Raw genomic sequence first — 18,362 nt, 5'->3', positions numbered from 1 at the left:
TGGCGGAACCGGAGGCAGGGCCGATGACCGGGAAATTCGAACAAAAAGCCGGTGACGGCGAAGAGGCGCAGGAAGAGTTGAAGGCCCAGCAGCAGGCCGAGATCCTGATGCAGGCGCTGCCGCATATGCTGCGCTATGACGAAGCGATCGTCGTCGTGAAATATGGCGGCCATGCCATGGACGACGAGGAAAGCGCCCGCAATTTCGCCAGGGACATGGTGCTGCTCGAACAATCCGGCGTTAATCCGGTGGTGGTTCATGGCGGCGGTCCGCAGATCGGCGCCATGCTCGCCAAACTCGGGATCAAATCCGCCTTTTCCAACGGGCTCCGGATCACCGATCGCGCGACGATCGAAATCGTCGAAATGGTCTTGGCGGGCTCCATCAACAAGCAGATCGTCGGCTTCATCAATGCGGCAGGCGGTCATGCCATTGGCCTTTGCGGCAAGGATGGCAATATGGTCACGGCGCACAAGCTCGGCCATTCCGATGCCAGCGTCGATCTTGGTTTCGTCGGCGAGCCGGAAAAGGTCGATACCACCGTGCTCGACCAGGTGCTCGGCCGCGAGTTGATCCCCGTCCTCGCGCCGGTGGCCCAAGGCGTCGATGGGGAAACCTACAACATCAACGCCGACACCTTTGCCGGGGCGATCGCTGGCGCTTTGCGCGCCAAGCGGCTTCTCTTCCTCACCGATGTGCCCGGCGTGCTCGATCGCGACAAGAAGCTCATCAAAGAGCTGAAGGTCGATGAGATCCGCGCCCTGATCGCCGACGGCACGATCACCGGCGGCATGATTCCCAAAGTTGAGACCTGCATCTATGCTCTGGAACAAGGCGTCGAAGGCGTGGTTATTCTTGACGGCAAGACCCCCCATGCCGTGCTGATCGAGCTTCTGACCGACCATGGCGCGGGCACCCTGATTACACGGTGACAGTGACGAAAGCGCGATCTTTCCTTCCTGAAAATTCTCCCCGGCGCGCGGAGACGGGCGACGCCGGGGCACGCGATTCCTTCGCGCATGTCGAGACCTTCGTCTTTGATCTCGACAATACGCTCTATCCGTCCGATTGCGATCTCTGGCCGAAGATCGATGCGCGCATCACCTTGTTCATGATGCATCGGCTCGGCCTCGACGGTCTCTCCTCGCGGGCGCTGCAAAAACATTATTATCACGCCTATGGCACCACATTGCGCGGGCTGATGCAGGACCATGACGTCGGCGCCGAGGAATTTCTCGCCTTCGTCCACGACATCGATCGCTCGACGCTTTTACCCAATCTCCTGCTCGCCGAGGCGCTCACCCACCTGCCCGGCCGCAAATTGATCCTCACCAATGGCTCGCGTGACCATGCGCTGCAAACGGCCAAGGCGCTTGGCCTCGAAGCCCTGTTCGAGGCGGTTTTCGACATTGCCGACGCCGATTTCGTGCCCAAGCCCCATGCCGCCACCTATGAGCGTTTCTTCGACAAGCATCAGGTGGACCCGCTGCGCTCCGCTTTGTTCGAGGATCTGTCCAAAAATCTGATCGTACCGCACCAGCGCGGGATGAAGACCGTGCTGGTGGTTCCCAAACCCGGAAAGATCGATCATCGCGACGCCATCGAGAAAGCCGGTCCCGAACGGCCGCCGCATGTCGATTTCATCACCAGCGATCTCGAAAATTTCCTGCTCGATCTTTTAGCCGAGGACGGCACAGACGAAAAAGAGGCTACGCCGCCGCAATCATTCTGATGCATTCGGGGTGCCGCTCATACCAAGTCTCAAGGAGAATGACTCATCGAGACTTGCCCCTTCCGCGACTTTAGGGCGGCGGCTCGCCGGACCTCGAAGCTCTGGTTAACCTGGTTAGAGTGTTCCCGGATATATCCGAAATTCTCCAGGCTCGCCTTCCATCGAAGGTATCGCGCCATCAACGGAAGCGACCAAACGCATCGACTGGCCGCCGACCGATATTTAAATATTTTTCATTGCCATGACTTTCGTTATATTATAAATTATCTGGCATGTGATATTATGTATTAATTCTATCTAGCGAGAACTTTTCTGCATTCTGTCACTTGGACAGTCTCGCTTTACCCAAATATTAAATTACGGGATCTTCATGTCGGTTTCACTTACGAAAAACCAGACTGTCAGCCTTGTGAAGAAAGCAAGTGGTATCCTGACCTCGATCACTCTCGGTGTAGGCTGGGATGTTGCCAAACCCAGGGGCCTACTAGCTACAATCATCGGCCGCGGCAACAATAGTATCGATCTCGACGCATCGGCCATCGTTCTCGACAGCCGGGCAAATGTCACCGACACCATCTGGTTTCGTCAGCTTCAAAGTAGAGATGGTTCGATTCGTCACAGCGGAGACAACCTCACCGGCGAAGGCGAGGGTGACGATGAAACGATCACCGTTGACCTGACGCGTCTACCTGCAAATGTCGAGCATGTCGTGCTCACCGTGAACAGCTTCCGTGGTCAAACTTTCAACAACATAGATAATGCTTACGGACGAGTCGTCGACAATTCGAACGGCCATGAGTTGGCACGCTTCCCCATTTCAGGCAGCGGTCCACACACAGGACTGATTCTCGCCAGCCTTTCACGAAACAATGGAGACTGGACTTTTAAAGCTCTCGGTCATCGGACCAATGGCCGCACCGTTCATGAGTTGGTCGGGGAAGTAACTCGCATCCTGCAATAGCCATTCGAAACAGGTCTGTGCCAAACGCATGGACATTGTAAAGCTTTGAATCTTTTTTGGATGAACACGAAAATGCAGCTTCAGCGCGGAGAGAAGCGGAGCTTGTCCAATCTCGGCATTGGATCAAAATGCTCAGTCAAAGTCGATTTTGGTCTCGACGGTGTCGATATTACAGCATTCGGTCTCAATCAAGCCAAGCAGATCGGCGATGATCGTTACGTCGTCCTTTTCTCGAATATCCGATCGCCAGAAGGTGCAATCCAGATCAACAGCTATTCCGACACGGCAACTTTTGACATTGATCTTAACCTTCTTCCCGACGTCATACAGCGAATTGTCTTTACCGCCACACACGACACCCGTCCTGTTTCTCAAGCCCTCTCCCTTATCGTCAAACTGGATGGCAACAAAGCGACTTTCAATGTTGCCGAGCATCTGACTACCGAAAAAGCGGTTATGATGCTCGAGCTCTACCGCCATTCGGGTGAATGGAAGGTCGGTACGATCGCGGCGGGGTTCGACGACGGCTTGCCCGCCCTGATCGCCCATTTCGGGGGAACAGTGGCGGATACCCCTGCCTCTATGCCTACCTCCGACGCTATGCCGGGAGTGCCATCAGTCGCCCCCGCTCCGGTATCGCTAAAAAAGATTACGCTCGAGAAGTCGAGCCCCACCGTCAGCCTCAAGAAGACCGCGGCGACTTTTGGCGAGATTGTCGTGCATCTAAATTGGAATCAGGCGAAAGGCCGTCGTGCCCTTTTTCGAGCTCCCAAAAACATCGATTTGGACCTTGGCGTTCTTTACGAACTCAATACTGACGGACGCGGCGTGATTCAATCGCTCGGCAATGCCTTTGGATGCTACGACAACAATCCATGGATCGAATTATCAGGCGACGATCGTACCGGCGCCACCACCGGTGAAACCATTCGGGTCAACGGCAAGTATTTTGACCGCATTAAGCGCATTGCTGTCTTCGCTCTCATCTACGATGGTGTACCGAATTGGCAGCAGACGGATGGTATCGTCTGCATGAATATCCCGGGACAGCCAGAGATAGAAGTGCGTATGACTGAAGGCCGCAATGATTATCGTCTTTGCGGCATTGCAATTATCGAAAATGTCGGGAGAGAACTACGTATTCAGCGGCACATGCAATACTATCGCGACCAGCAGGACTTTGCCGATGATATCGGAATTTACCTACGCTGGAAGGCAGGGAGGAAGGACTAATGTTTTTTCTTGCCTTGCAATAAACGCCCGGATTCCATCCCTTGCCAGCCAAGTTTCAAAGGAAACTCTCTCATGCAGGCATTTCGCGGTTCGATGATCTTCACGATTGTCTGCCTCTTGCTCGCAGGACTCCTCGGCTATGCCGAAACAGGTCTCATTGCCCCTGTACTGTCGATGGTCTTCCTTGCCGCCGTTCTCGGTGTAATGGAAATCTCTCTCAGTCTGGATAATGCGGTCGTCAATGCCTCAATCCTTAAAGATATGGATGAGATGTGGCAACGTCGATTCCTCACCTGGGGCATCGTGATCGCTGTTTTCGGGATGCGCATCCTTTTCCCGATCCTGATCGTTTCCTTTACAGCGATGGTTACCCCTTGGGAAGCAGCGTCCATTGCGATCACAGATCACGCACGCTACGAAGCCATCGTCACTGGCGCTCATATCGGGATTTCCGGCTTCGGCGGTGCATTCCTCATGCTCGTAGGCCTGAGCTTCTTCTTCGACGAAGACCGAGAGCATCACTGGATCGGATTCATAGAAAAGCCACTATCTCTATTCGCCAAGCTCCCACTAGCACCTTACATCACAACGGCTTTCCTTCTCATAGTCCTCTCATTCATGCTGGATCCGGCCGAAAAGCAAACCTTTCTCTTCGCCGGCTTCGCAGGTATTACCGTTTACTTTCTCGTTCAGAGGTTGGGCGATTTCATCGGGGAAGAAGACGAGATTACGGGAAGGGTTGTTCGCTCAGGTGCAGCGGCATTTGTCTATCTCGAATTCCTCGACGCTTCATTTTCCTTCGACGGCGTGATTGGCGCCTTTGCCATCACCAATGATATTCTGCTGATCGCGATCGGTCTTGGCATTGGCGCCATGTTTGTCCGCTCAATGACGCTTGCTCTCGTACGTGGCGGACATCTCTCCGAGTTTCGATACCTTGAACCCGGCGCCTTCTACGCCATCATCGCCCTCGCTCTAATCATGTTACTGAGTATTCGTATCCACACGCCAGAAGTTGTCACCGGCCTCATCGGCGCCGTGCTCATCGGCCTATCGCTTCTGGCCTCGATCCGTCATAAAAAGCTGTTTCCACATGAATACGCGGAAGACGGCAATGCAGATGCCGTTCTGCCTAGCGGCAATGTCATTTCCAGTGTTCATACCATCTGATTATAACGCGGACGGAGCGGAGCATTCCTGGACATGTCCAGATGCTCTAAGCTGCTTTAATCACACCTTTTGGTGGGATCGCACCCGCGAACAGTCTTCCTCAGTAAAATCGAAAGGATTCTCTCATGGCAATCTCGCTTTCGAAAGGCGGCAATGTCTCACTGTCAAAGGAAGAACCGGGTCTTGACGAGATCACGATTGGCCTTGGATGGGATGTGCGCGCAACCGATGGCAAAGCTTTTGACCTCGATGCTTCGGCTTTTCTGCTGAGCGTCTCTGGTAAAGTCCGCAGCGACAGTGATTTTGTGTTCTACAATAACTTGACCACCGCCGGTGGTGCCGTTAACCACCAGGGTGATAATCGTACCGGTGCAGGCGAAGGTGACGACGAGCAGATTAAGATTACGCTCTCGAAGATGCCTGCAGATGTTGACAAGGTCGCCATCGTTGTCACCATCCATGAAGCTGACAAAAATGGTCAATCGTTCGGCCAGGTCTCGAACGCTTACATCCGCCTCGCCAATGAGAAGTCGGGCAAGGAGGTTGTCCGTTACGACTTATCCGAAGACGCATCGGTCGAAACCGCGATGATCCTAGGTGAAGTCTACCGTCATGGTACCGATTGGAAGTTCCGCGCGGTCGGCCAGGGCTACAAGGGCGGCCTTGGTCTCCTCGCGATGAATTACGGCGTAAACATAGGCTGATAGGTTCCGGACCGAGCTCACACGTCGCGGCACACTTGGTTCCGGCCCTGCCGCATGAAAGGGCCGGATCAGCCGGTGCTCTCGCTATAGGATATGCCCATGCTGACCATACTTTGAGGAAGAACGAGCGCCCATTTGTTTCCCCCAGACTCAAATGTCATAAAACTCTGAAGGCCTTGACTACTCTCGCCAGTAGCGTTTGAAGGCAGTTTGACGAGGGTGAAATTACCACCGAATTTCCCCCCATCCAGTCACCTGATCCGTCAGTTCCAAGGACTTATAAGCCTTCTGGATGCTGTCCAGCGACGGAAGCCCTTTGGCGAACACGGTCGTATCCTGTGTCGCCGTCAGAGACGGGCCGTCCTGGCCAAGCGGGACATCGACCACCGTGACCGCCTCTCCCATGCCACTGAGAGAGCCATCCTCGGCGCTTGCTCCATGGTTCGTGGCGGGATCGAGCGCATTTTGCCCCTAAAGCGTTTCGGATATATCCAGAAACGCTTCACTCAAAAAACTAAAGTGTTTTCAAGGCTATGGAATCACGAAGCCATTCAACGTCAATGCAAAATGCTCTAGACATACTGATTGACTAAGGCGACGGCATCATTGATCTGTTGCAATGCTCCCGGCGCCGCGATGGTGACGCCCGGATCCTTCACATTATAGCCCGAAATACAGGCCGAGGCTGCCTGAACATTAGCGCAAGCCCCCCGTCCGAAGGCAAAGCGGAGAATTTCACCCCGAACAAAGTCAGCAGTTGGAGGGCGTTCGAGCCACCATAAGCATTCAACGAAGACAACATGAGACACCTTTTCCCGCCCGCGGACGGTCATCGTCCTCGACGGCCTTTTGCTTGGCCCGCATGACCGGGAATGAAGGAAAGAATCGGGAGCGGAAACGTCCATGACGATGGCGCGCTCGTGACGGCACCCGAGTTTCGCAACGACATAGCCGACGTTTATCACCTGTTTGATCCCGCCAGATTGGGATCAAGGGACATTCGGTGGAAAACCGCCACCCCGCCGTCGCGGCAGCCAGGTATGAGGACCCGGAACGAGAGCCTTTCCGCAATTGCCGGCAAAAGCCCCAAAAGCAGTGCCGTGGGCTTGACTTCACCCGTGCGGCCGTCGAAACCATCCGGCAAAGAAAGTCCAACGGGAAGAAGACAGAATGGCGAATTCTCCGCTCGAAAGCCTGATCGAGGCCGCCTTCGAGGACCGCGCGAATATCAATGCTTCGACGCAGGGTGATGTGCGCGACGCCGTCGAACGCGCGCTTCTGGAGCTTGATTCCGGCAAGCTGCGTGTCGCCGAAAAACAGGAAGGCGGCTCCGGGCCTGAAGCCTGGAAGGTCAATCAATGGCTCAAAAAGGCGGTGCTGCTCTCCTTCCGCCTGAATGACATGTCGACGATTGAAGGTGGCCCAGGCGGCGCCTTCTGGTGGGACAAGGTACCCTCCAAATTCGCCGGATGGAGAGCGGCAGACCATGCGGCGGCGGGTTTCCGCTCCGTGCCCAATTGCGTCGTGCGCCGCTCGGCCTATATCGCACCGGGCGTCGTGCTCATGCCCTCCTTCGTCAATCTCGGCGCCTATGTCGATTCCGGCACCATGGTCGATACCTGGGCGACGGTCGGCTCCTGTGCGCAGATCGGCAAGAACGTGCATCTTTCGGGCGGTGTCGGCATCGGCGGCGTGCTCGAACCGTTGCAGGCCAATCCGACGATCATTGAGGATGATTGCTTCATCGGCGCGCGTTCGGAGGTCGTCGAAGGCGTGATCATCGGCCAGGGCTCGGTGCTCGCCATGGGCGTGTTCATTTCCTCATCGACCAAGATCATCGACCGCGCGACGGGCAAGATCCATATGGGCTATGTGCCACCTTATTCGGTGGTGGTTTCCGGCAATCTGCCGGGCAAGCCCCTGCCCGACGGTACGCCCGGTCCCTCGCTCTATTGCGCGGTAATCGTCAAAACCGTCGATGCGCAGACGCGCTCCAAGACGGGCATCAACGAGCTTTTGAGAGATTGATGACAGAGCCATCCGACGGGGCGCCCGACGAGCGGCGTTTCGCCTTCCTGTTCAAATCCGACCAGGGCCTCATCAGTGCCTCGACCTGGCGCCGTCATGCGGCCCGGCTCGCGGCGCTTCTGGCTCTCCTCACCCTCATCTGGTGGGTCATTTCGCCTTTTGCCGAACATGATCTCGCCAAACAGGCGTTTTTCGATCCCGCAGTCATCGCCACCTTCGTCTATCTCATCTTCTATGCCTTCGCGGTTCTGTTGATCGGCATCTGTTATTATAATCTCAGCGCCAAACGCTGGCGGGACAGGGCACGGCCGCCGAGCCTGGCCGGACTGCTGCCGGTCGCGGCTCTATGCGCCGGGGCGGCGCATTGGTTGCAGCCTCGCGTCACCGAGGTGATGCCGCGCTTCTATGTCATCGGGCTCGACGTGCTGCTCGTCCTGATCCTTGTATGGAACATCGGCGAATTGGGTTTCATGCGCTCGCGGCCGCAAAGCGGAGGCCAGTGACTGCGCCCCCTCACTCCCGACAGCCTTCGCTTACGAAGAATCATGCGCGATGAGAGCCGGGATGAGGCGCAGATCCTCCAGAAACAGCGCGTAATTTTCTGATTTTTCCGGCTCCTCCATGCGCAGGATGGCGGAGGGATGGGTCGTCACCAGGAGGCTCGTCTCGCCGAAGGGCAAGGGCCTGCCGCGCGAGGCGCCGATCCGCACGACATGACCGGTGAGCCCACGCGCTGCCACCGACCCCAAGGCCACGATCACTTTGGGTTTTACGAGCGCAAGCTCCGCCTCAAGCCAGACATTGCAGGCTTTAATTTCCGAGGCGACCGGCGATTGATGGATGCGGCGCTTGCCGCGCGGCTCGAATTTGAAATGTTTCACCGCATTGGTGAGATAAAGGCCTTTTCGATCGAGCCCCACATCTTGAAGCGCCCGATCGAGCAGATGGCCGGCGGGGCCGACGAAAGGGTGACCGAGCACATCCTCGCGATCGCCCGGCGCCTCACCCACAAGCATGGTCTCGGCGTCGAGCGGCCCCTCGCCGAAAACCATCTGCCGCGCCTGTTGCCACAGGGGACAACGGTGACACTGCCGCGCTTCCGCGATGAGCCGGTCGAAATCCGTATCTGGCTCTGAAACCTGTTCGTGCCGCTCCGTCATCGCGCCCCTCTTGTTCGATGAAGGAATCCGTTCGCGCCCGGCGCACAGATTCGGAATTTTTTCCAAAATCCCGTGACGACCAACGTATAAGAGAGCGCAATGATGCATCCCTGCGGGAACAACTCCGCCGAAAGTGCCTTCCATGCAAGATAATGCGCTCGACCTCGCCCGCGCTCTCATTGCCTGCCCCTCCGTCACGCCGCAGGATGGTGGCGCGCTCGGCATTCTGGAAAACCGGCTGAAACAGGCGGGATTTCGCACCCATCGCCTGACTTTTCAGGACGAGGGCACGCCCGATATCGACAATCTCTATGCGCGTTTCGGCACTAAGGGTCCCTGCCTCGCCTTCGCCGGACATACGGATGTGGTGCCAGTGGGCAGTGCTTCCGACTGGCGGTTCGATCCCTTTGCCGGCAAGATCGAGGACGGCCAGATCTGGGGCCGCGGCGCCGCCGATATGAAAGGCGCCATCGCCGCCTTCGCCATAGCGGCGATGGATTTCGTCACCACGCACAGTTTCGAAGGGTCGATCGCCTTTCTGATCACCGGCGACGAGGAAGGCCCCTCGATCAACGGCACCATCAAACTCCTGCACTGGGCGACCGAACAGGGAGAACATTTTGATCATTGCATCGTGGGCGAGCCGACCAATCCGCAACAGCTCGGCGATATGATCAAGATCGGACGGCGCGGTTCTCTAAACGGAACGCTGCGCGTGCAGGGCAAGCAGGGCCATGTCGCCTATCCGCAGCGCGCGGACAATCCGATCCCGACCCTGATACGTCTGATCGCGGCATTGAAGGTACCGCTCGACGAAGGCACGGCGCATTTCGATGCCTCCAATCTCGAAGTGGTCGCCCTCACCTCCGGAACCGGCGCCTATAATGTCATTCCGGCTCAGGCGGAAGCGAAATTCAACATCCGCTTCAACGACCTGTGGACGGCTGAAACATTGCGGCAGGAGCTCGCGACAAGGATAGAGAAAGTGGCGGAGAATGCCGCTTACACTCTCACTTTCGAGCCGTGCAACGCGCCGGCCTTCCTCACAAAGCCGGACCCCTTCACCGAACTCGTCGCCTCCGCGATCGAAAAAGGGACCGGCCGTCGCCCCGAATTGTCGACGACGGGCGGCACTTCGGATGCGCGTTTCATTTCCGCTTATTGTCCCGTGGTGGAATTCGGGCTCGTCGGGCAGACCATGCATATGGTCGATGAGCGTGTGTCGGTGGACGACATCACACGCCTGAAGGAGATCTATGAGTCTATTCTCGTGGATTATTTCGATAGCCGGGAACGGTGAAACATTCTCAGCGTCAGCGGCCTGTCATAAAAACGGAACCATGTCCGATCGGAGATACGACAAGCGTCAATGTTTGTCACTGATGCGGCGATAGAGATCGATGAGGATCGGCGGCGTACAATATTTGATATTGTTCCAAAGCCGCATCTTGCCACGCAAAACGATGTCGCGCTTGATGATTGTCGAATGTTCCTCTGTATCCGCCCCGTCCTCGCGCCCGTTCGTATAAAAATAGGCAGCGACTGAACAACGCGGCTGATTATCAGGGGCGCTCACGGGCTCCGGATGGCCATGAATGCTTTTTGAGGATTGCGCGAAAAAAACCGAACGGCCAAAAATCGGATCGATCTTCACGGTCTCACTCTGTTCATTTCCGTCCCATAATTCGAGCTGGCCACCATAGGAAGAATGCCAGTCCTTATTGAGGTAGGTGATGAACACCAGGCGGTTGTCGAGCCTCGTTTCCGGATGTTTGTTGAAATCGAGATGCATGGCGAAACGGCCATCGGTCGGAATCTTGTGCATGCCTCCACTTTTGAGAAGCGGATCGCAGATCAAGCCTGGAATACCGGTCACCGTTTGCAGGAAACGGATGAAACGGCTGGAATGCAGAAGTGAGAAATAGATTTGCGTCGCCGGACCAAATTGCTTTTCGGGCGTGGAAAGAAACTTGAATTCGTTCTTTCCATCATGGACACGCCAATCACCATATTCCAGCATGTCGAATTCGGACCGTACTTCCTCAAGCAGCCCGTCAGCAAAAAAATTATCGACGACGAGAAAAGGAAATGGCCGATTGTTTTGGAAAGTGCCGGCGAGATCATCCGCCGCAGCCAAAACATTTTTATTCATAAGATCTTCAAAATGCAGCGATACGCGATCAAATTTCAACAATAGATTCGACACAACTGCCTCATACTATATATTTTATTACTTATCATAAAACAAATTTCCGGCAAACCCGTTACCAAATTACCAATAATTGCCATTTCGTACAGATTCAAGCACAGCAGTACGCAAATCGACAAAACCATACAGACATATCATTATGTTTTAAATTTACATAACATATCTGCGCTTAGCATGCGCATATCCTATACGATATATTATAAAATCTTTCAAGAACCGCCTTAAATATACCTTTTGTCACACGCCAGAAAGACAATACAATTCCCCGAGGTACAGACCTGCACCCTACTCATCATATAGATTGTATATTATGCCGAGGACTTGCCGCTTCTGAAATCATGCTCATCCACTATTCAATATACTCGAAAGGTCATTCGTTTTCATGACGGTCGATCGAGGTCCCGCCAGTCGCTTGCAACGATTCCCGGGCTATGCGGCAGAGCGACGCGCTTACCGCGGCCACGCACAGAAATCCTATTCAAAGGAAAGAAACCGCGGGAAAGAAACCGCGAAGCGATTCACCAAGATCGGAAAATGTTCCAAAAGCCTCGGCCTTCCTCGATGAGAGAAAAAATTTGCCCGGGACCGGAATAGGACGGAATAAATCCGGATCGAGACGGTTACCTCCTCAAAGCAATGCGCTTTGGGAGATTGATAATGAGTGCACAAAATGATGACAGCGCAGGCGTAACGCGACGCCACACTCTCGAATGTATGCTATGGGCCGGGACCGGCATGGTCTGGACCTTGGTAGGCGGCGTTCCGGGCTCGATGCCTCTGGCAAAGGCGGCGGCGCTTAATCCTTCAAAGACATTCAGCTTCGTCCAGATCAGCGACAGCCATGTCGGCTTCGACAAACCCGCCAATCCGGATACGCTCGGCACTTTACGGGAAGCCGTCGCTTCTATCAAAACCCTCCCCACCAAACCCGCCTTCTTCCTGCATACAGGCGATATCACGCATCTTTCAAAAGAGTCGCAATTCGACGATGCGGATCAAATCCTCAAGGAGCTCGGCGCGCCTGTCTTTTACGTGCCCGGAGAACATGATGTCCTCGATGACAATCCGGGCCAGTCCTATCTCGCCCGTTACGGCAAGGGCACCAGCGGTGCTGGCTGGCGCTCGTTTGATCACGAAGGTGTCCATTTCATCGGCTGTGTCAATGTCGTCGATCTCAAGGCCGGCGGTCTCGGCAATCTCGGCGCCGATCAGATCGCCTGGCTCGCTGCCGATCTGAAACCGCTTTCATCCTCCACGCCGATCGTCGTCTTCGCGCATATTCCCCTCTGGTCGATCTATCCGGAATGGGGCTGGGGAACCGAGGACAGCGCGCGCGTGCTCGATCTCCTGAAACGGTTCGGCTCGGTCACGGTGCTGAACGGCCATATTCATCAGGTGATGCAAAAGGTGGAGGGCGCCGTCACCTTCCATACCGCCCGTTCGACGGCTTTTCCGCAGCCTGCGCCCGGCACCGCCGCCTCGCCCGGCCCGATGAAGGTACCGCCGGGTCTTCTGCGGACATTTCTCGGCATTACCGATGTGACGTTCCAGCGCGGCGAGGATCGTCTCGCGGTCGTTGATCACACGCTTGCAGGCGAAGGTACCAGCAAATGACCCAGGCCGAGGAGAAAGCCATGATTCAGCCATCCGACATATCGGCGTGGCGTATACGCCACAAACAGGCAAATACTTCCCCCGCAGCCTCGTGCCTTAGCGTTGCCATCTTGTTGATGTCGTCTTCGTTATGCTTCGCACAGCCGGTCACCATTCACGTGGATAATTTCACCTTTACCCCTGTGGAAACGACCGTCGCTCCGGGCACGACGATCACCTGGGTCAACGACGACGATATTCCTCATACAGTCGTTGCAACCGATGGAACCTTTAAATCGAAAGCTCTGGATACCGAGGATCAATTCACCGTGACGATGACAGAACCGGGAGAATATGTTTATTTCTGCTCGCTTCACCCGCGGATGACGGGCAAAATCATCGTCAAGGCACCGTGAACATTCAATGGATATCATGCCGCGCGCATTCCTGAACGCGCCAAGGGCGGAGGTGGCGTGAGCGCCTTCGCCAAAGAGCGATTCTCCCGCCTCGTCCTGCCCAGGCTCGACGAAGCTTACCGGCTTGCGCGCTGGTTGACGGGGAGCGCCGCCGATGCCGAAGATATCGTGCAGGAGGCTTCCCTGCGGGCCTATCGCGCTATGGAAACCTTCGTGGAGGAGAATGCCCGTGCGTGGTTTCTCACCATCGTCCGCAATCTTTGCTATTCCTGGCTACAGAAGCGCAAGGCCGAACGCCTCGCCATCAAGGAGGATAAAGATCCCGCCGACGAGCAGGTGATGGAAACCGGCGGTGTTCATACCCATACGCCGGATACACCTGAGAGTCTCCTCATCGCCAAGCAGGAGACAATGCGCCTGACCCGCGTGATCGACGCCTTGCCGGTCGATCTCAAGGAAATCCTCGTGCTGCGCGAATATCACGCTCTCGCCTATCGTGACATTGCCGCCATCAGCGGCGTGCCGCTCGGCACGGTAATGTCCCGCCTCGCCAGGGCGCGGCAGCGTCTGATGCAGCTGCTGGAGGATAGTCATTGATGGATAGTGATCTCGATCTCCTCCTGAACGCCTATTGCGATGGGGAATTGTCGCCCGCCGAGACGCTCGCCATGGAACTGCGGCTGGCGGAAGATCCGGGTCTGCGCGCCGAGGCCGAAAGAATCCGCTCTCTGTCCCGGTCCCTGCACTCCACTTTGGCCGATGTGCCGGTCCCCGACGGCTTGCGTGCCGACATCCTCCACGACCTTGGATTACAGGAAACAACAGCCCCCCCGACGCCGACGCCGCGCCGCTCGCTGTTACGCTCTTTCGCCTTCGGTAGCGCCCTGATGAGTCTTCTCGGCGGTATGGTTCTCGGTGGCGGAACGGTCTATCTGACGATGCGGGAGAGCAGCGAGCCCATAGCAATGGATATCTATTCCGCCCATGCACGCGCGCTGCTCGCCCCACAGCCGTTCGATATCGCCTCATCGGAAAGGCATACAGTCAAACCCTGGTTCAACGGCAAGGTCATGATTGCGCCCGATGTCATCGATCTGTCGGCGCAGGGTTTTCCCCTTGCCGGCGGCCGGATCGACGTCATCGACGGCAAGGCCGTTCCGGTTCTCGTCTACCGGCATGGCGGCCATCTCATCAGCGTTACCGTCCTGCCCATGGAAACGCGGCTGAAGGAGGGCAGCGAAACGCACGAAGGTTTCACCATCAAACGCTGGCGGCAGAAGGATCTTCTTTATGTCGCGATCTCCGATATTGCCGCCGCCGATCTCCAAAAATTTGCGGAAAAATTCCGCGCCGCAGAACAGCAGGAGCGATGAGCGCAGCGCAAGTCTCGGCCCATGCTCCCCACGCGTTCTGCCGCATCTCGCCTCACCAATCCGTCGGCTTGGGATTGCGTTCGCCAAACTGGATCTGATGCCAATAGGGATAGGTCGGCACGCGATGGCTTGCCTTGTCGAGCAAAGCGATATGCTCCGGCGACAGCGTCCAGCCGATAGCACCGAGATTTTGCTTCAGTTGCTCCTCGTTGCGGGCGCCGATGACGATATTGGCGACACTCGGGCGCTGTAAAAGCCAGTTGAGGGCAATCTGCGGAATAGTTTTCCCGGTCTCCTTGGCGACGATGTCGAGCGCATCGACCACGGTGAACAGATATTCGTCATCGACGATCGGACCGCCTTCCGCTCCGCCGCTGGCTATGCGGCCATCGCCCTTCGGCGTTTCCCTGCGCATTTTTCCGGTCAGGCGGCCCCAGCCGAGCGGACTCCAGACCATGAGCCCGACACCCTGATCGAGACCGAGCGGCATTAATTCCCATTCGTAATCACGGCCGATCAGTGAATAATAGCCCTGATAGGCAATGTAACGCGCAAGCCCCTCGCGGTCGGCGGCGGCAAGCGATTTCATCAGATGCCAGCCGGAAAAATTCGAGGCGCCGATATAGCCTATCTTGCCGCTCGCAATCAGATGATCGAGCGCACGCAAGGTTTCCTCGACCGGTGTCAAGGCATCGAAAGCATGCATGAAATAGATATCGATATGATCGGTACCGAGCCTTTTGAGGCTCGCCTCGCAGGCGCGGATCAGGTGGAAACGGGAAGAACCGACCTCGTTTGGCCCCTCACCCATGGCGAATGTGGCCTTGGTCGAAATCAGAACCTTGTCGCGCCGGCCCTTGATCGCCTGTCCCAGCACTTCTTCGGAAACACCTGCGGAATACACGTCGGCGGTATCGAAGAAATTGACGCCATGATCGAGGCAGAGATCGACCATACGTGAGGCTTCCTTCACGTCGGTATCGCCCCAGCGTTTGAAGAAATCATTGGAACCGCCGAAAGTCGCGGTGCCCATGCTCAATACGGGTACTTTGAGTCCCGATTTTCCAAGCTGCCGATAGTCCACGGGCTTTCCTCCTGATCTGGTGCTTTCCCAGACAGAATAATGGCATGATGACACCCGCTTTTCGCGTCACGCTCGCGTGAATTAAAAGCGGCCCCTCACGGCAGAATGGCGAAGACCCGAGCCGGAAAGCCGAGGCCATCCTTGATTTTTGCAAAACTCACGACGAGCAGCGCCCCGGTCGCAGGCACGCGATCGAGATTGGCCATAACCTCGATCTGATAGCGGCCACTTTTCAGAATATAGCTTTCCGTCTCCATCGATTCGGTGACATCGGAATCGAGCGATTCATGGCCAATCGCCTTGATGCCGCGCTCTTCGACGAGAAACTGCACCGTCTCACGCGACCAGCCGGGAAAAGGATACCGCTTGAAACGCGCGGGATCCGTCGCGAAATCCTTGCTCATATCGGTCCGCAAGGCCACAAAGGCGCCTTCCGGCACCCGCCCATGCGCACGCTCCCAGGCTTCCAGATCCTGCCGCGAAAAGGCATGCGCAGGATCATCCTTGAGGAAGGGCGTCGCATCGAACACGACGAGAGGCAGGATCATATCATGCAGCGCCAGCCGGTCGAGGGTCGCCCCATCCGGCGAAAAATGCGCTGGCGGGTCGATATGCGTGCCGCTCTGGCCGACCATCGCGAAGACATTCGCGCGGAAACCGTCATGCGCGATTGTATAGGGAGCGCCATCGGGCCTGCGCGCCGACGCGATTTTCGGCTCCGGAAATCCCTCCCAGACGGGCGATGTTTCGCTCAATGTCTGCGTGAGATCGATGAAGGTTTTGTGTGCGAGCACAGCACCAATTTCGGCGAGCGTCGGCTCGGCCCGCACAATAACAGTCGAGAACAGAAGAGAGAATGCAACCGCGCCAGACCGCACCGCTTTTTGTGTAGGCCTTGGTATGTACCTTTGTATGTGCCTTGCTTGTAAACACTGACTCTGCGGACGCCGCAACGGGTTTTCAGCCGTCGAGACCGCCGAGGCAGAGATATTTGATTTCGAGATAATCCTCGATGCCATATTTCGATCCTTCCCGCCCGAGGCCGGAAGCCTTCATGCCGCCGAAGGGAGCGACTTCCGTCGAGATCAATCCTTCATTGATGCCGACGATGCCATAATCAAGCGCCTCGCTCACGCGCATGATGCGGCCGATATCACGCGCGTAGAAATAGGAGGCGAGACCGAAAGGCGTATTATTGGCGAGTGCGATGGCTTCCGCCTCGGACTGGAAACGGAACAAGGGCGCGACTGGCCCGAAGGTTTCCTCGTGAAAGATGCGCGCCTCGATCGGCACGTCGGCAAGAACGGTTGGCCTGTAGAATGTGCCACCCGCAATGTCCCCCGGCGCATCCGGCACACCGCCGATGAGCGTTCTGGCGCCCCGCGCCACCGCATCGCCTACATGCGCCTCGACCTTTTCAAGCGCGGCGCGGTCGATCAGCGGGCCGATCGCAACCCCTTCCTCGAAACCATCGCCGACCTTCAATTGACCGACCGCCTCCACGAGTTTTTGCGCGAAACGATCGTAAATGCCGTCCTGTACCAGAATGCGATTGGCGCAGACGCAGGTCTGCCCGGCATTGCGATATTTCGAGGCGATCGCGCCGGCGACGGCGGCATCGAGATCGGCATCGTCAAAAACGATGAAGGGCGCATTGCCGCCCAGTTCCATGCTGGTCTTTTTGATCGTCGGCGCGCATTGGGCAAGCAATTGGGCGCCGACTTCCGTACTGCCGGTAAAGGAAAATTTGCGCACATCCGGATTGCCGGTGAGTTCCGCGCCGATTGCCCGCGCGGGACCGGTCACGATATTGCAAACGCCTGCCGGAAGCCCCGCGCGTTCAGCGAGAACACCGAGCGCCAGTGCCGAAAAGGGCGTCTGGCTTGCCGGGCGCAACACTCCGGCGCAGCCCGCAGCCCAGCCGGGCCCCGCCTTACGGGTGATCATGGCGGAAGGAAAATTCCACGGCGTTATGGCGGCGAAGACGCCGATCGGCTGTTTGCACACGATCAGCCGGCGGCCGGGCAGATGTTCGGGAATCACATCGCCATAGACGCGCTTGCCCTCCTCGGCGAACCATTCGATGAAGTTCGCGGCATAGGCGATCTCGCCACGGCTTTCACTCAGCGGCTTGCCCTGTTCGGCGGTCATGATCCGGGCGAGATCCTCCTGATTTTCCATCATCAGATCGAAGAGCCGGCGCAGGATTCTGGCACGCTCCTTGGCGGTTTTCGTCCGCCATTCGGGTTGCACCTTTTTGGCGGCGGCGATTGCCTGCGCCGTTTCCACCGCGCCAAAGGCCGGCACTGTGCCAAGCAACGCGCCGGTCGCGGGATTTCTCACCTCGACGCGCGCGCCGCCGGAGGCTCCTGTCCAGACACCACCGATCAGATTGGCCTCGCGAAACAGCGAAGCATCCTTGAGCGAGGCGAGAAAAGAATCGTCGGCCATATTCTGCTCCTTGCCATCTGCTTGTCATTCAGCGCCGTGGGGCCCTCATTCGATCCCGCTACTCGGAGGGCGCGGCATCGGTCCCGTTCCGGCGCGCACTTTTCCCGCTTTCGCATTGCGGCGAAACCCCGCTTTTCTGGGGATCGGCGGACCCATGCCCGATCCCCTTCACAACGATCTTTCGTCCCGATCGGATGCAAAAAGACGGGATTACCCCTATCGTCGCTTGAACCTTGGCTTGACGCGGC

General features: G+C 56.8%; 19 protein-coding genes. 13 read left to right on the top strand and 6 right to left on the bottom strand.

The window, feature by feature from the left end; genetic code table 11:
- The first annotated feature begins 23 nt into the window (after positions 1 to 23).
- The 6 genes from argB to DL88_RS03235 all read left to right on the top strand — a co-directional run bounded on the left by argB (position 24) and on the right by DL88_RS03235 (position 5,800).
- A complete protein-coding gene (argB, locus tag DL88_RS03260; RefSeq protein WP_084704857.1) occupies positions 24 to 932 on the top strand; it encodes an acetylglutamate kinase in 909 nt (302 codons plus the stop codon).
- A 2-nt stretch (positions 933 to 934) separates the two neighbouring features.
- The gene (locus tag DL88_RS03255; protein ID WP_084704855.1) at positions 935 to 1,732 is read left to right on the top strand and encodes a pyrimidine 5'-nucleotidase; all 798 of its coding nucleotides are present in this window, start codon (positions 935 to 937) and stop codon (positions 1,730 to 1,732) included.
- A gap of 370 nt (positions 1,733 to 2,102) precedes the next feature.
- Positions 2,103 to 2,693 carry a TerD family protein gene (locus DL88_RS03250; protein ID WP_034991585.1) on the top strand — a complete coding sequence of 197 codons (591 nt, stop codon included), beginning with the start codon at positions 2,103 to 2,105 and terminating at the stop codon, positions 2,691 to 2,693.
- Between the two features lie 72 nt (positions 2,694 to 2,765).
- Positions 2,766 to 3,926 carry a TerD family protein gene (locus tag DL88_RS03245; RefSeq protein WP_034992170.1) on the top strand — a complete coding sequence of 387 codons (1,161 nt, stop codon included), beginning with the start codon at positions 2,766 to 2,768 and terminating at the stop codon, positions 3,924 to 3,926.
- A gap of 72 nt (positions 3,927 to 3,998) precedes the next feature.
- The gene (locus DL88_RS03240; RefSeq protein ID WP_034991582.1) at positions 3,999 to 5,096 is read left to right on the top strand and encodes a DUF475 domain-containing protein; all 1,098 of its coding nucleotides are present in this window, start codon (positions 3,999 to 4,001) and stop codon (positions 5,094 to 5,096) included.
- 125 nt (positions 5,097 to 5,221) lie between these two features.
- Entirely contained in the window at positions 5,222 to 5,800 is a 579-nt protein-coding gene (locus DL88_RS03235) for a TerD family protein (protein WP_034991578.1), read from the top strand.
- Positions 5,801 to 6,025: 225 nt separating this feature from the next.
- Here DL88_RS03235 and DL88_RS03230 read toward each other — a convergent pair whose 3' ends face one another.
- Positions 6,026 to 6,205, bottom strand: a complete 180-nt coding sequence (locus DL88_RS03230; protein ID WP_034991575.1) for a hypothetical protein — start codon at positions 6,203 to 6,205, stop codon at positions 6,026 to 6,028.
- A gap of 765 nt (positions 6,206 to 6,970) precedes the next feature.
- On the opposite strand from DL88_RS03230, the gene dapD reads away from it, so the two are divergent.
- The gene (dapD, locus tag DL88_RS03220; protein WP_034991568.1) at positions 6,971 to 7,828 is read left to right on the top strand and encodes a 2,3,4,5-tetrahydropyridine-2,6-dicarboxylate N-succinyltransferase; all 858 of its coding nucleotides are present in this window, start codon (positions 6,971 to 6,973) and stop codon (positions 7,826 to 7,828) included.
- Positions 7,828 to 8,331, top strand: a complete 504-nt coding sequence (locus tag DL88_RS03215; protein WP_051955534.1) for a hypothetical protein — start codon at positions 7,828 to 7,830, stop codon at positions 8,329 to 8,331. Before dapD ends, DL88_RS03215 begins: the two co-directional genes overlap by 1 nt.
- 30 nt (positions 8,332 to 8,361) lie before the next feature.
- Here the strand turns inward: DL88_RS03215 and DL88_RS03210 are convergent, their stop codons facing one another.
- Positions 8,362 to 8,988, bottom strand: a complete 627-nt coding sequence (locus DL88_RS03210; protein ID WP_051955566.1) for a UdgX family uracil-DNA binding protein — start codon at positions 8,986 to 8,988, stop codon at positions 8,362 to 8,364.
- Between the two features lie 142 nt (positions 8,989 to 9,130).
- Between DL88_RS03210 and dapE the strand changes: the two genes are divergently transcribed.
- Positions 9,131 to 10,288: a succinyl-diaminopimelate desuccinylase gene (gene dapE, locus DL88_RS03205; protein WP_210165256.1), complete on the top strand. Its 1,158-nt coding sequence runs from the start codon at positions 9,131 to 9,133 to the stop codon at positions 10,286 to 10,288.
- Between the two features lie 66 nt (positions 10,289 to 10,354).
- On the opposite strand, the gene DL88_RS03200 is transcribed toward dapE, so the two are convergent.
- Complete coding sequence (locus DL88_RS03200) at positions 10,355 to 11,140, bottom strand: 2OG-Fe(II) oxygenase (protein WP_156970908.1); 786 nt, start codon at positions 11,138 to 11,140, stop codon at positions 10,355 to 10,357.
- Positions 11,141 to 11,854: 714 nt separating this feature from the next.
- On the opposite strand from DL88_RS03200, the gene DL88_RS03195 reads away from it, so the two are divergent.
- From DL88_RS03195 to DL88_RS03180, 4 genes are read left to right on the top strand one after another with little or no spacing between them, the layout of a single operon-like run.
- On the top strand, positions 11,855 to 12,811 hold the full coding sequence (locus tag DL88_RS03195; RefSeq protein WP_034991562.1) for a metallophosphoesterase family protein: 957 nt from the start codon (positions 11,855 to 11,857) through the stop codon (positions 12,809 to 12,811).
- Entirely contained in the window at positions 12,808 to 13,206 is a 399-nt protein-coding gene (locus DL88_RS03190) for a cupredoxin domain-containing protein (RefSeq protein WP_370736380.1), read from the top strand. Before DL88_RS03195 ends, DL88_RS03190 begins: the two co-directional genes overlap by 4 nt.
- 57 nt (positions 13,207 to 13,263) lie before the next feature.
- Positions 13,264 to 13,803 (top strand): sigma-70 family RNA polymerase sigma factor, encoded by a 540-nt coding sequence (locus DL88_RS03185; protein WP_034991557.1) that lies wholly within the window; start codon positions 13,264 to 13,266, stop codon positions 13,801 to 13,803.
- A complete protein-coding gene (locus tag DL88_RS03180) occupies positions 13,803 to 14,579 on the top strand; it encodes an anti-sigma factor family protein (RefSeq protein WP_034991554.1) in 777 nt (258 codons plus the stop codon). Before DL88_RS03185 ends, DL88_RS03180 begins: the two co-directional genes overlap by 1 nt.
- 52 nt (positions 14,580 to 14,631) lie before the next feature.
- Here the strand turns inward: DL88_RS03180 and DL88_RS03175 are convergent, their stop codons facing one another.
- The 3 genes from DL88_RS03175 to DL88_RS03165 all read right to left on the bottom strand — a co-directional run bounded on the left by DL88_RS03175 (position 14,632) and on the right by DL88_RS03165 (position 18,114).
- Entirely contained in the window at positions 14,632 to 15,663 is a 1,032-nt protein-coding gene (locus DL88_RS03175; protein ID WP_034991551.1) for an aldo/keto reductase, read from the bottom strand.
- A 95-nt stretch (positions 15,664 to 15,758) separates the two neighbouring features.
- Positions 15,759 to 16,541 carry a cyclase family protein gene (locus DL88_RS03170; RefSeq protein ID WP_245270596.1) on the bottom strand — a complete coding sequence of 261 codons (783 nt, stop codon included), beginning with the start codon at positions 16,539 to 16,541 and terminating at the stop codon, positions 15,759 to 15,761.
- 82 nt (positions 16,542 to 16,623) lie between these two features.
- On the bottom strand, positions 16,624 to 18,114 hold the full coding sequence (locus DL88_RS03165; protein WP_034991544.1) for an NAD-dependent succinate-semialdehyde dehydrogenase: 1,491 nt from the start codon (positions 18,112 to 18,114) through the stop codon (positions 16,624 to 16,626).
- Between the last annotated feature and the right edge of the window lie 248 nt (positions 18,115 to 18,362).

Source organism: Beijerinckia mobilis, assembly GCF_000745425.1.
GTDB lineage: Bacteria > Pseudomonadota > Alphaproteobacteria > Rhizobiales > Beijerinckiaceae > Beijerinckia > Beijerinckia mobilis.
The sequence above is the reverse complement of the archived record's forward strand: the minus strand, read 5'-3'. Positions and strand labels throughout refer to the sequence as shown.